At 39.7% G+C, this 13,991-nt stretch carries 12 protein-coding genes; all 12 read left to right on the top strand.

Translation table 11 applies throughout. The features are described 5' to 3' along the window. Positions 1 to 58 precede the first annotated feature (58 nt). The 12 genes from galF to ugd all read left to right on the top strand — a co-directional run bounded on the left by galF (position 59) and on the right by ugd (position 13,913). A complete protein-coding gene (gene galF, locus NWV12_RS14465; RefSeq protein ID WP_032641615.1) occupies positions 59 to 955 on the top strand; it encodes a GalU regulator GalF in 897 nt (298 codons plus the stop codon). A gap of 352 nt (positions 956 to 1,307) precedes the next feature. Then, positions 1,308 to 2,393: a dTDP-glucose 4,6-dehydratase gene (rfbB, locus tag NWV12_RS14460; protein ID WP_048980178.1), complete on the top strand. Its 1,086-nt coding sequence runs from the start codon at positions 1,308 to 1,310 to the stop codon at positions 2,391 to 2,393. Continuing rightward, positions 2,393 to 3,256, top strand: coding sequence for a glucose-1-phosphate thymidylyltransferase RfbA (gene rfbA, locus NWV12_RS14455; protein ID WP_048980180.1), 864 nt, complete (start codon positions 2,393 to 2,395; stop codon positions 3,254 to 3,256). Before rfbB ends, rfbA begins: the two co-directional genes overlap by 1 nt. A 3-nt stretch (positions 3,257 to 3,259) precedes the next feature. Then, positions 3,260 to 3,655 carry an FdtA/QdtA family cupin domain-containing protein gene (locus tag NWV12_RS14450; protein WP_048980181.1) on the top strand — a complete coding sequence of 132 codons (396 nt, stop codon included), beginning with the start codon at positions 3,260 to 3,262 and terminating at the stop codon, positions 3,653 to 3,655. 455 nt (positions 3,656 to 4,110) lie between these two features. Beyond that, positions 4,111 to 5,214, top strand: coding sequence for a DegT/DnrJ/EryC1/StrS aminotransferase family protein (locus tag NWV12_RS14445; RefSeq protein WP_048980183.1), 1,104 nt, complete (start codon positions 4,111 to 4,113; stop codon positions 5,212 to 5,214). Between the two features lie 2 nt (positions 5,215 to 5,216). Continuing rightward, the gene (locus tag NWV12_RS14440) at positions 5,217 to 6,473 is read left to right on the top strand and encodes an O-antigen translocase (RefSeq protein WP_048980184.1); all 1,257 of its coding nucleotides are present in this window, start codon (positions 5,217 to 5,219) and stop codon (positions 6,471 to 6,473) included. Then, positions 6,474 to 7,790: an O-antigen polymerase gene (locus tag NWV12_RS14435; RefSeq protein WP_048980186.1), complete on the top strand. Its 1,317-nt coding sequence runs from the start codon at positions 6,474 to 6,476 to the stop codon at positions 7,788 to 7,790. Next, entirely contained in the window at positions 7,774 to 8,652 is an 879-nt protein-coding gene (locus tag NWV12_RS14430) for a glycosyltransferase family 2 protein (protein WP_048980188.1), read from the top strand. Before NWV12_RS14435 ends, NWV12_RS14430 begins: the two co-directional genes overlap by 17 nt. Then, positions 8,652 to 9,338: a haloacid dehalogenase-like hydrolase gene (locus NWV12_RS14425; protein WP_075204820.1), complete on the top strand. Its 687-nt coding sequence runs from the start codon at positions 8,652 to 8,654 to the stop codon at positions 9,336 to 9,338. Before NWV12_RS14430 ends, NWV12_RS14425 begins: the two co-directional genes overlap by 1 nt. A 767-nt stretch (positions 9,339 to 10,105) precedes the next feature. Beyond that, positions 10,106 to 10,933, top strand: coding sequence for a glycosyltransferase (locus NWV12_RS14420; protein ID WP_048980191.1), 828 nt, complete (start codon positions 10,106 to 10,108; stop codon positions 10,931 to 10,933). Positions 10,934 to 11,113: 180 nt separating this feature from the next. Further along, positions 11,114 to 12,520 carry an NADP-dependent phosphogluconate dehydrogenase gene (gene gndA, locus NWV12_RS14415; RefSeq protein WP_028013772.1) on the top strand — a complete coding sequence of 469 codons (1,407 nt, stop codon included), beginning with the start codon at positions 11,114 to 11,116 and terminating at the stop codon, positions 12,518 to 12,520. Between the two features lie 226 nt (positions 12,521 to 12,746). Beyond that, positions 12,747 to 13,913 (top strand): UDP-glucose 6-dehydrogenase, encoded by a 1,167-nt coding sequence (gene ugd, locus NWV12_RS14410; protein WP_039263831.1) that lies wholly within the window; start codon positions 12,747 to 12,749, stop codon positions 13,911 to 13,913. Positions 13,914 to 13,991 lie beyond the last annotated feature (78 nt).

The raw sequence follows: 13,991 nt of genomic DNA, 5'->3' as shown, positions 1-13,991 counted from the left end.
CAGGCATTTTTCCTGACACAGTTTATACTTCGTCAACCATATTAAGGTGGAAGAGATAATGATCAATTTGAAAGCAGTCATTCCGGTAGCAGGCCTGGGCATGCATATGCTGCCAGCCACAAAAGCCATTCCTAAAGAGATGCTGCCGATCGTCGACAAGCCAATGATTCAGTACATTGTCGATGAGATTGTTGCTGCAGGGATCAAAGAAATCGTCCTGGTTACGCACTCGTCCAAGAATGCTGTAGAAAACCACTTCGACACCTCTTACGAACTTGAAGCGCTGCTTGAGCAGCGCGTCAAACGCCAACTGCTGGCGGAAGTGCAGTCTATTTGTCCGCCGGGTGTGACCATCATGAACGTCCGTCAGGCGCAGCCGCTGGGTCTGGGGCATTCTATCCTGTGTGCCCGTCCGGTTGTGGGTGATAACCCATTCATTGTTGTTCTTCCGGACATTATCATCGATACCGCTTCTGCCGATCCGCTGCGTTATAACCTGGCGGCAATGGTGGCGCGTTTCAATGAAACCGGTCGTAGCCAGGTGCTCGCAAAACGCATGAAGGGCGATCTTTCTGAGTACTCCGTAATTCAGACCAAAGAAGCGCTGGAGACGGAAGGGCAGGTGAGCCGCATCGTTGAGTTCATCGAAAAACCGGATCAGCCACAGACGCTGGATTCGGACCTGATGGCGGTAGGTCGTTACGTTCTGAACGCCGATATCTGGGCGGAACTGGAGAAAACCGAGCCAGGCGCCTGGGATCGTATTCAACTGACCGACGCGATTGCCGAACTGGCGAAGAAGCAGTCTGTTGACGCGATGCTGATGACCGGCGACAGCTACGACTGCGGTAAGAAAATGGGGTATATGCAGGCGTTCGTGAACTATGGGCTGCGTAACCTGAAGGAAGGGGCGAAGTTCAGAACCCGTATTGAGAAGTTGCTCGCAAACGACTGATATTGCTGCAACGTCTTGAACAAGCGGCAGTCATTATTTTGGTGTATTGAAATATAGCCAAAATGATGACTGCCGTTTTTTATTATTAATCCTATGATTACATAGAGTTACAGGGTTTAAATCGGGATCGCTTTGTAGCGATTTGTGCTTGTTTCTGAGGTCGTTTAGGACGACAATTAACGCCAGTTTTTTGTCTGGATCCAGACAAGAAAAATCATTTAATCAGACATCGCTCAGTGCACTGGTAGCTGTTAAGCCAGGGGCGGTAGCGTGCTCAATTTCTGAAACCGTCAAAACCGATCGGATTCAGAGCGTAAATATCCAGACATTTCCAACAGACGGAACAGATAACGTGAAAATTCTTGTGACGGGCGGAGCCGGCTTTATCGGCTCAGCGGTTGTACGACATATTATTAAAAATACCCAGGACGACGTCGTCAATGTGGATAAGCTGACCTATGCCGGCAACCTTGAGTCGCTTAGTGAAGTCAGTGACAGCGATCGATATGTTTTTGAGCATGCGGATATTTGTGACAAAAATGCAATGGATCGTATCTTCGCAGAACATAAGCCTGATGCGGTTATGCACCTGGCTGCTGAAAGTCACGTCGATCGTTCTATTACCGGTCCGGCTGCGTTTATCGAAACCAATATCGTCGGCACTTATGTACTTCTGGAAGCCGCTCGTGCGTACTGGTCAACGTTGGATGAGCAGGCGAAGAAAGCCTTCCGTTTCCATCACATCTCTACCGACGAAGTGTATGGTGATTTGCCGCATCCTGATGAGCATCCGGCATCAGCTGAGCTGCCACTCTTCACTGAAACCACGGCTTATGCGCCTAGCAGCCCGTATTCAGCGTCGAAAGCCTCGAGCGACCATCTCGTTCGTGCCTGGCTGCGTACCTACGGTTTCCCGACTATCGTCACCAACTGTTCGAATAACTATGGCCCGTACCATTTCCCGGAAAAGTTGATCCCGCTCGTTATTTTGAATGCGCTGGAAGGTAAAGCTCTGCCAATTTACGGTAAAGGCGATCAGATCCGTGACTGGTTGTATGTTGAAGATCATGCGCGTGCACTATACACGGTTGTCACTCAAGGGAAACCGGGTGAAACGTACAATATTGGCGGTCATAACGAGAAGCAGAACCTGGAGGTGGTGCATACTATTTGCGACCTGCTGGATGAGATTGTGCCGAAGGTGGGGTCTTATCGTGACTTGATCACCTATGTTGCTGACCGACCAGGCCACGACCGCCGTTATGCAATTAATGCTGAAAAAATTAGTCTGGAATTGAGCTGGAAACCCCAAGAAACCTTCGAAAGTGGGATTCGCAAAACTGTAGAGTGGTATCTGGAAAATATGCAGTGGGTAGAAAACGTGAAAGCCGGTAATTATCAGTCTTGGATTGAGCAGAATTACAAGGAACGTAAATAATGAAAGGTATTATTTTAGCTGGTGGCTCAGGTACCAGGTTATATCCAATTACAATGGGCGTTTCAAAGCAGTTACTTCCGATTTATGATAAACCGATGGTTTATTATCCCCTCTCAGTACTGATGCTGGCAGGCATCAAAGATATTCTAGTAATTACCACTCCAGAAGATCAGGCAGGGTTTATCCGTTTACTCGGTGATGGTAGCCAATTTGGTATAGAAATCAAATATGCAACTCAAGCGAGCCCGGATGGATTAGCGCAGGCATTTATTATTGGCGAAAGTTTTATTGGCACTGATTCCGTTTGCCTTGTACTAGGCGATAATATCTTCTTTGGTCAAGGATTCACTCCAAAACTTAAACTTGCCTGTGAGCGTACCCAAGGGGCGACTGTATTTGGATATCAGGTAATGGATCCTGAAAGGTTTGGCGTTGTTGAGTTTGACAGCCACTATAAAGCATTAAGCATCGAAGAAAAACCAATAAAACCAAAGTCAAATTGGGCGGTTACCGGTTTATATTTTTATGACAATGATGTAATAGAAATAGCAAAAAATATTAAACCTTCTACTCGAGGTGAACTGGAAATCACCACTGTAAATGAAGTGTATTTAAAAAATAATGCTTTGAATGTGGAATTGCTTGGCCGTGGTTTTGCTTGGCTCGACACAGGGACGCATGATAGTTTGATTGAAGCGGGTAGTTTCGTTGAGACAGTGCAGAAGAGGCAAGGAATGATGGTTGCTTGTTTAGAAGAAATTGCTTGGAGAAATGGTTGGCTCACAAAAGAAAATTTATTCGACAGAGGCCAACAACTCAGTAAAAATGATTATGGAAAGTATTTAATGAAATTAGTAGGGTGATGTATGAATATTCAACTTATCCCATTACAGATTCATGGTGATGATAGAGGGGCTCTTGTTTCTTTAGAAAGAGATAAGAATATAGACTTCGAAATTAGACGAGTTTATTACATTTATGACACAAAAAAAGGGGTCGTCAGAGGCTATCATGCGCACAAAAATTTGAAACAATTAGTTGTGCCTGTTAAAGGATCGTGTCGTTTTACTTTAGATGATGGAAACGAAAGAGTAAGTGTGTTTTTAGATAACCCTGCTCAAGGATTGCTTGTTAATTCTTTAATTTGGCGGGAGATGTCAGATTTTTCCGAAGATTGTGTCTTAATGGTTTTAGCAAGCAATGAATATGACGAATCTGATTACATCAGGGATTATGATGCGTTTAAATTGGCAGCGAAATGATGTTTGTGCTTAAGCTAAATTTCGTCCAGTTAACATATGTGGGAGAGGTCACTAATAATTTTCAACCATTTTTTTTTCGGTGAAAAATGGATAAAAGGAACTCAGTGTTTGTGTTTATTGTTCCCTTGAGAATCACGTCGCCATTGGAAATTACGTAATTATATTGGATTTTTTATATTTTGGATGGCGTAAGAATAAATGGTTATACATTAATCGGCACTTTTTGTGCCTTAAAAATGATAAATATCATAGTTCAAACAATTATGATCGACAGCCCAATGAAATAATTATTGGTGAAAAAACCAGCGATAAGCGCTATCTCGGCCATTCTACTGAGGATAAAGTCTTAGCTTAAATACCTGATTAGGTGAGGCTCTGTTATGACGAAAGATGTGGCAGACAAAGGTATGTTTTTGGGTAATCCAATATAGAGTTATGAAATTTTTGGAGGCAAAATGATTGATTTTCTTAATTTACAGAAATCTAATGCACGTTATAATGATGAGTTAATTAAGGCTGCAGTAAAAGTTATTGAAAGTGGTTGGTATATATCAGGAGCAGAATTGAATGCGTTTGAGGAAAATTTCGCGAGATATTGTAACGTTAAGCATGCTATAGGTGTTGCTAATGGACTTGATGCTTTGACGTTGACTCTAAAAGCATGGCAAGAACTGGGGAAATTAAAGCGAAATGATGAAGTGCTTGTGCCAGCGAATACCTATATAGCTTCAATTCTGGCCATCAGTGAGGCTGGTTTAAAGCCAGTTTTAGTTGAACCAAATGAGTACAGCTATAATTTGTCGGTTGATAACATTAAGGCCAAAATTACTGACAATACGCGAGTTATACTCCCTGTTCATCTTTATGGTTTGATTTCTCCAATGGATGAAATCATGAGTTTCGCAAGAGAAAACAATCTATTAGTATTGGAAGACAGCGCTCAATCACATGGTGCTTCAATTAATGGTAAAAAAGCAGGAAGTTGGGGTGATGCAGCCGGATTTAGTTTTTATCCTGGCAAAAACCTTGGTGCACTAGGTGATGCGGGAGCCATAACGACCAATGATGCCGACTTAGCAGATGCGGTAAGTTATTTGAGGAATTATGGTTCAAAAATAAAATACAAGCATGAATACAAAGGTGTGAATAGTCGACTGGATGAAATTCAGGCTGCTTTCCTCAACGTAAAACTGAATTATTTAGATGAAGACATTCGTATTAGGCGTAATATAGCAAATCGTTATTTAAATGAAATAAAAAATAATTTAATCGTTCTTCCAACTTTTTCCAGCGAAGAGAACCATGTATGGCATCTTTTTGTCATCAGGGTAAAGGACAGGGATGCACTACAGCACTATCTGACAAAACATGATATTCAGACAGTCATTCATTATCCTACACCACCTCATCGACAACTGGCTTATAAAGAGCTCAAGGATTTGAGTTTCCCACTTAGTGAAGAGTTACACAGAGAAGTCATTTCTATCCCTATGGATCCTACTCTTACGCAAGACCAGGTAAGTTATGTTATCGAAGTATTGAATAAATTTAACAGTTAATCATGAATTTAATTAAAGTCAGTTTTTATAATGGGGTTTCTGTCATAATTAAGATGCTGACTATGCTAGGACTTAACAAAGTCCTAGCTGTTTATGTCGGTCCAGGTGGTTACGCTATAATAGGGCAGTTTCAGAGTTTTGTTCAAACTCTCGCTACATTTTCTGCCGGCTCAATTGCAAATGGAATTACGAAATATACAGCTCAAAATGCAAATGAGGAAAAAGAATTAATAGTTGTATGGAAAACAGCTGGAACTGTCAGTATTGTTTCAAGTTTGTTTGTTTCAATTATTATTTTAATCTTTTTTAAAGATATTAATGCTGTTTTCTTTCATGGTAAAATAGATAATAATCTTTCTTTTTGGCTTGCTGGTTCATTTGTTTTTATGATGCTGAATAGCTATCTGATGGCTATTTTAAATGGAATGAAAGCAATAAAAGCTTATGTGTTTCTTAACATATCCAGCAGTCTGTTGGTCTTGGTGGTGACTGGTTTTTTTGCATTTACCATGGGTCTGAAAGGTGCTTTAATAGCATTAACATTAAATCAATCATTAAATTTCATAATAACCTTTTCATATTTTATAAAACAAAAATGGTTCAAAGTTAGATTTTTGGTGGGGAATCTAAATAAAGCTATTGTAAAAGGACTTGGTCGATTTGCTTTTATGGCTTTATTCTCATCCTTAGCCGTCCCATTTACACAGATGTTTCTTAGAAGCTATATAGGTGCTAATATCTCGTGGGATGTATCCGGTTATTGGGAAGCCATCAATCGAATAAGCACAATAAATATTATGCTGGCAACGACTACATTGACCCTTTATTACTTACCAAAACTTTCAGAAACGAATGAGAAAAGGGGATATAAACACGAGTTAATCAGTATATCAAAATTGTTAGTGCCGGTTACTGCTGTTGGATGTTTTTGTGTTTTTTATTTGAAAGACTATATTGTCAATATACTTTTTACACCTTCATTTATTAATATGTCACCACTTTTTGGTTGGCAAATGGTTGGGGATTTTTTTAAAGTTTTGAGTTGGATGTTTTCATTTGCACTATTGACGAAAGAAAAATGGAAAGCCTTTATAGTTTGTGAGATTTTATCAGCGATTGTCCTTATCATGTCAACTATCATAATTGTTCATTCGATGTCATGGCATTATCTTTCTTTGGCGTATGCTGTAACGTATTTTATATATCTGTTGCTCACCTCAGTTTTCTTCTATCAGTCCATATATAAGAAGGCATTTTAGATGGAGTTTACTCTAAATTTACTTATAATAGTATTGAGCTTTATTCCAGGGTATTATCTAGGGGTGTTTAGGTTTAAAAGACTCAATTATTATTGTGTGCTTTATTGGTCAATGTTGCTATTTTGTATCGTAGGGGCTTTTATAATATATTCTGGTGCAATGGATGGTTCTTTTTTTGTAGAGCCAATTGCAAATAACTTTGAAGCAAAGAGCCTTGGTTTATTTATAAGTACTTTTTCTTTTTTTATATTCTTTCTTTCAGCATTTATTATGGAAGTTATATGTTCATTATGTTTTGCGCATCGTGCCGGAATAGTGAATTGGGATAGATATTATTCACGTCCTATTGTAATGAGTAGCAACAAAATCGCATTAACCCTTAGTGTTCTATCTGGTGGGTTGGTTGTTTATTATATAATATCAATTTATCCAGCCCCATTGTTTATGGCTTTCCAGGGAGCTTCTGCGGATCAAATTGCTGTACGCCGGCTAGATGTTACAAAAAATTATTCGGGAATTGGATATTTCAAAACGTTAGCAAGTATTTTACCTATAATCTTGTCGTATTATTTTTTTATTTCGTTTTTAAGATTTAAAAAACATTTTATTTTTTTCATCTTTATTACTTTTATCTCTATATTAGCATTGACTATAAATGGTGAAAAGGCTCCTCTGGTTTTTTATTTCTTGGGACTTTTAGTATCATATTCATCGGTGAGGAAAATAAGTAAAAAGGTTTATGTATTTTCTGCATTGTTAATTTTCTCACTGATGCTAGTTATGTATATTATTCTTTTCCAGTTTGATAATCCGAACTATCTTATTTATATTCTGGTTGAGAGATTGTTTATTGCGCAAGAGGCGGCTGTATTTTACGCGGCTGATTATTTTTCTTCTCATAGTACGCTCGGTTTTTCCAGTATGGATACAATTTTCAACAAGATACTGAATATCACTCCTGCTGCTAGAGCGTCAGAAATATTCATGAACCAATATCTACCAAGCATGGTGGTGAATGGTGGCTGGAATGTAAATGGTTTTTTTGCACATGAAACTTTTTCTAACTTCGGTTATGTAGGTATTGTTCTTGGAAGTGTGTATGGCGGAGTAGTAAATAGTTTGTTATGCATCTATTTCAGATCCAGAGAGAAAAGCTTGCTAACAATGAGTTTTTTTAGTTTTTACATTGTATCCGTAACAACAACCCTAAGTAGCTTTAATTCTATGTTGTTCAATACACAGTTGATTTTAGTTTTTATTATCTATTTGCTATTTTCATTTATCGACGGGAGAAGAAGGTATGTATTATCAGAGTGATCGGGTTTCTGTCATTGTAATATCATATAATCACGAAAAATTTATTGAAAGTGCAATCACAAGTATACTTTGTCAGACCTATGCCAACATTGAATTAATTATCGTCGATAATAATTCTTCTGATTCTACTCCTGAGATACTTGAAAAATACAAAAACACTAATAATGTGAAGGTAATATATCTCGAAGAAAATCGAGGTGTGACAGGGGGAATTAATGAAGGTTTAAAACATGCTAGCGGAGAATTTGTTAGTTTCTTCGCTAGTGATGACATTATGATTTCAAATCGGATTGAATTACAAGTTAATGCATTAAAACATGAACCTGAAGCGATTGCTTGTTTCGGTAATATGCTTAGAATCAATAGTGATGGCTCAATTAACAAACGTGGCTTGCTGCCAATGGTTAATTTTAAATGGTGGACACTCAACGATATACTTACCGATAGGATATGCTTATACTCGCCAACACAATTATTTAGAACAGAGGTTTTTAAGAAAGAGTCGATAAGTTTCCCAAAAGAGATTAAAATAGAAGATATTTGGCTCTATTTTAAACTCCTCAGTTCTGGTTATAAGTTTATTACCATTCCATATCTTCTGACAATGTATCGAGTACATGATAATAATACGCACACTCGTTACAAAATGATGATGTTGGAGAAAATAAAAATCTTAAATGACTATAAAAATGAATCTTTTTATGCAAAAGCACTTCACTTTATCTATCTTGAACATTTCTCTAATTTTGGCTCGTCGTCCAAGAAAGATGCTTTAAAACTTCTTCCCAAAGTTATACTTAGTATTAAATCTAAATATTTATATATCGGTCTGACCAGACTGTTTTTCGATTGGAGAAAGTAATGTTTAAGCATGTATACGTTGATTTATGTGATACCTTAATCAAAGGCAACACAACGTTCATGTTCCTGGACTCCTTCTTTAGCCATCAGAAAAATAATAGCTATTGGTTTTATAGAAAGGTCAGTACTACCTTTCTGATGAAGGTTTTTTTTAAGTTATTATTTTTTCTTAAAATAGATTTGAACCGAAAAATTGCGGTTCGTTTTTTAAATGGATATGACATTGATTTTCTTAAAGAGCATGTAAGAAAGATGTTAATCAGTGGGTTTTTTATAGAGAATAAAGAACTTGTTGGCGTAATGCGATATGCAAAAACTAAGCATATTCCAGTGACGATTATATCTGCATCCTTGGATTTCATTGTTGAGGTCGTTGCGTCCCATTATGACATAGATTGCTTCAGCAGCAAACTTGAATATAAAAACGGTATATGTCAGGGACGTATTACCCAGGACCTTCTCTTTAACAAGAACAGAATTTTTGAAGAAGTAGAAAAAAATAATAATGATTACTGTTTTATAAGTGATAATATCCAAGATATTATGCTTTTAAAATCCTGCAGTCATGGTTTTGGAGTGCCTAATTTAAAGAATAAAAAAGCGTTTGTTGATAATAATATTAAACTTATCAATTATGATGAACTTATCAATCTGATTATAAAAGCGAGTTATTGTGAAAGAGTATAATATCTTTTATTTGCCATTTTGGTACTCAAAACAAACGAGATTTCGAACAATCCCAAGATTTTTTTCTTGGGTTATTATTTATTTAATCCCTGTTTCTCTGTCTTTTTTGTTAGTGCATCTTGGATTTGATTATACTTATTTATTTAAATCTTTCTTGGGGATTTTTCTTGTCTATAATCTATATGAAATTGGATATATATATAATGATGCCGAAACTATAAAAAATGAAACTTCGCCAACGCTGAGGCTTGATTATCAACAGTTGCAATTCTATGAAAATAATAAGAAGAATATTTATTGCTCTCGTTTTTTTATAGCGGCACTAATAACGTTTGTACTATCTTTATATGAAGGAACATTGTTTTTTTTATTGGCTAGTTGGTCGATAATTCCAGTTTATGTATTATATAATTCGGTTAGAAGTAGATTAAATATACCATTGCATTTCATATTAGTCACATTAAGGTATTCTTCACCTATACTGCTGTTCACAGGACTGGATAAAGCTTATGTGATTGTTCTCTTAATTTTTCTATTCCCGCTAATAAATACTCTGGAGAGATGTTCCGAAAAAAGATTTAACTTAACATTTTTCAGGGGGTTCTTTCTGACTAATAAAAAGAGTGGGCGATACATCTACTATTTCATTTTGCTTGTCTCAGGGCTTTTTTGTTATCACATTTCTGGTGATTTTGTATTTTATATTTTTTCGTGCTATGCATTTTACTATATGACCTTTAGATTCTTATCTGCGCAGGTAAATCTTAATGAATGATAGCTCAAGATCATTTAGTGTATTAATGTCTTTATACTACAAAGAAAAGCCAGTCTTTCTTGACTCATGTTTTGCAAGTCTTGCCAATCAATTATTATTTCCGACAGAGATTGTTTGTGTTTTTGATGGTCCACTTAATGCGGAATTAGAGGCTGTTGTATTAAAGTGGTCTGAAAAATTGAATATCAATATAGTCAGGTTACCGGTAAATGTTGGGTTAGGTAATGCTCTCAATAAAGGTCTTGCACATTGCTCATTTGATATTGTTGCCCGAATGGATTCAGACGATATTTGCCTTCCAGAACGCTTTCAAAAACAAATACCCCTTTTCTTTAATGATAAAGATCTCATATTGCTAGGATCTGGAATTGATGAGTTTGAAGTATGCGAGAATACAATTAAATCAGTCAGGAAAGTTCCATTATCACAGGCTGAAATTCGTGAGTATTGTAAAATAAAAAATCCATTCAATCATATGACTGTGGTTTTTAGGAAAAAAGAAATTTTATCGCTTGGTGGTTATCTACACCATTTCCTCATGGAAGATTATAATCTTTGGCTTAGAGTTATTGCTAAAGGATATAAAGTAGGGAATATCGATAGCTCACTTGTTAAAGCTCGCGTTGGCAATGGGATGGTGGGTAGAAGAAAGGGGATTAACTATATTAAAAGCGAGTGGGAGCTTTTTATGCTTAAGAAAAAACTTGGATTTCAGTCTTTCTTCTCCGGGATATGCGTTTTCTTTATGCGTTCTGTCCCTCGCCTACTCCCCAAAAGAATGCTCTCAATGCTTTATAATATTTCAAGGGCTAAGAATTAAACATTTCGGTTATTATTCATAAAAAGTACATCTTGGTATATGAACGAAACTTGCTGTTTAGCTGTGTTTATTCGTTATCTTAAATGACGACGCTACCAAGCTAAACAATATTGAGTTAACATCAACACCACATTGAAGCCGCGCATAAGCCGTGGCGACCACACCTGACAGGAGTATGTAATGTCCAAGCAACAGATCGGCGTTGTCGGTATGGCAGTGATGGGGCGCAACCTGGCGCTCAACATCGAAAGCCGTGGTTATACCGTCTCCGTTTTCAACCGCTCTCGTGATAAGACCGAAGAAGTCATTGCCGAGAACCCAGGCAAGAAACTGGTTCCTTTCTATACGGTGAAAGAGTTCGTTGAGTCTCTGGAAACGCCTCGTCGTATCCTGTTAATGGTAAAAGCGGGCGCAGGTACCGATGCAGCTATCGACTCCCTGAAGCCTTACCTTGAAAAAGGTGACATCATCATTGATGGCGGTAACACCTTCTTCCAGGACACCATTCGTCGTAACCGTGAGCTCTCTGCTGAAGGCTTTAACTTCATCGGTACCGGTGTATCTGGTGGTGAAGAGGGCGCACTGAAGGGCCCATCCATCATGCCTGGTGGCCAGAAAGAAGCATACGAACTGGTTGCTCCTATTCTGACTAAAATCGCTGCCGTTGCCGAAGATGGCGAGCCGTGTGTGACTTATATCGGTCCGGACGGTGCTGGTCACTATGTCAAAATGGTGCACAACGGCATCGAATACGGCGACATGCAGCTGATTGCTGAGGCTTATTCCCTGCTGAAAGGCGGTCTGAACCTTTCCAATGAAGAACTCGCGGAAACTTTCACCGAGTGGAACAAAGGCGAGCTGAACAGTTATCTGATCGACATCACCAAAGATATCTTCACGAAAAAAGATGAAGAGGGTAAATACCTGGTTGATGTGATTCTGGATGAAGCTGCGAACAAAGGTACCGGTAAATGGACCAGCCAGAGCTCTCTGGATTTGGGCGAACCGCTGTCTCTGATCACCGAATCCGTCTTCGCGCGTTACATCTCTTCCCTGAAAGAGCAGCGCGTCGCGGCATCTAAAGTGCTGTCTGGTCCGCAGGCGAAACCAGCGGGTGATAAAGCCGAATTCGTTGAAAAAGTGCGTCGTGCACTGTACCTGGGTAAAATCGTTTCTTACGCCCAGGGCTTCTCTCAGCTGCGTGCGGCGTCAGACGAGAACAACTGGGATCTGAACTACGGTGAGATCGCGAAGATCTTCCGCGCGGGTTGCATCATTCGTGCGCAGTTCCTGCAGAAAATCACCGATGCCTATGCTGAAAACGCCGGTATCGCCAACCTGCTGCTGGCACCGTACTTCAAGAAAATTGCGGATGAATATCAGCAGGCGCTGCGTGACGTGGTTGCCTACGCTGTCCAGAACGGTATCCCGGTTCCGACCTTCTCTGCTGCAGTAGCCTACTACGACAGCTACCGTGCTGCTGTGCTGCCAGCTAACCTGATTCAGGCACAGCGTGACTACTTCGGTGCGCATACTTACAAACGTACCGATAAAGAAGGCGTGTTCCATACCGAATGGATGGAATAAGTTAACTCACTCGCTGTAATCAAAACCCGGAGCTTGTCTCCGGGTTTTTTTATGCAAAAAGTGTCGCCTGTTATTCGAAGTAGTCTGAATCTCGCCCCGCTCGTAGTGATTACTCCTGGTTTGCCTTGACAGTTCAGTTTGCCAGGAGGTACAAAGCCCAACAGTTATGTTTATCGCGATGGTCTGGCGGCCATCAGTACAGTTAACTCACAGAAGTCATTAGCGAATGAAAATAACAATCTCCGGAACAGGGTATGTCGGTCTTTCTAACGGCATTCTGATTGCCCAGAATCATGAAGTGGTTGCGCTGGATATCGTGCAGGCCAAAGTGGATATGCTCAATCAGAAAAAATCGCCGATTGTGGATAAAGAAATCCAGGACTATCTCAGCAATAAATCGCTGAATTTCCGCGCCACGACAGATAAAGAAGATGCATACCGCAATGCGGATTACGTCATCATTGCGACGCCTACTGACTACGATCCTAAAACTAATTACTTCAACACCTCAACTGTAGAGGCGGTGATCAAAGACGTGATCGCGATCAACCCTGACGCGGTGATGGTTATTAAATCGACCATTCCTGTTGGGTTTACCAAATCTATTAAAGAAAAGTTCGGTATTGATAATATCTTCTTCTCGCCTGAATTCCTGCGTGAGGGGAGAGCTCTTTACGATAACCTGCATCCTTCGCGTATCGTCATTGGCGAACGTTCAGAGCGCGCTGAACGCTTTGCTGCGCTGCTTCAGGAAGGCGCAGTGAAGAAAGATATTCAGGTGCTGTTTACCGACTCCACCGAAGCTGAGGCGATTAAGCTCTTCGCGAATACCTACCTGGCAATGCGGGTGGCTTATTTCAATGAGCTGGACAGCTACGCAGAGAGTCTTGGTCTGAATACCCGCCAGATTATTGAAGGTGTGTGTCTCGACCCGCGTATTGGCAACCACTACAACAACCCGTCATTTGGCTACGGCGGCTATTGCCTGCCAAAAGATACTAAACAACTGCTGGCAAACTATCAGGCTGTGCCGAACAACCTCATATCAGCGATTGTTGACGCTAACCGTACACGTAAAGATTTCATCTCCGATTCCATCCTTGCGCGTCAACCGAAAGTGGTCGGCGTATACCGTCTGATCATGAAGAGTGGCTCTGATAACTTCCGCGCCTCTTCCATTCAGGGGATCATGAAGCGCATTAAGGCGAAAGGGGTTGAGGTTGTTATCTATGAGCCTGCCATGCCGGACGATCAGTTCTTCAATTCCCGGGTGATCCGCGATCTGGATGCATTCAAGAAAGAAGCCGATGTCATCATTTCAAACCGCATGGCGGAAGAGCTGGCTGACGTGGCGGATAAGGTATATACCCGCGATCTGTTTGGTAGTGATTAAGAGAACAATTTAGCTTAAAAGGACAGCTTGTTATTAGCTGTCCTTTTAATCTCTAATCTTAGAGCAGTTAAACCTTTC

The organism is Enterobacter sp. Crenshaw, assembly GCF_024734705.1.
GTDB classification, from domain to species: Bacteria; Pseudomonadota; Gammaproteobacteria; order Enterobacterales; family Enterobacteriaceae; genus Enterobacter; species Enterobacter asburiae_B.
This window is presented reverse-complemented; position numbering and strand designations above follow the sequence as displayed.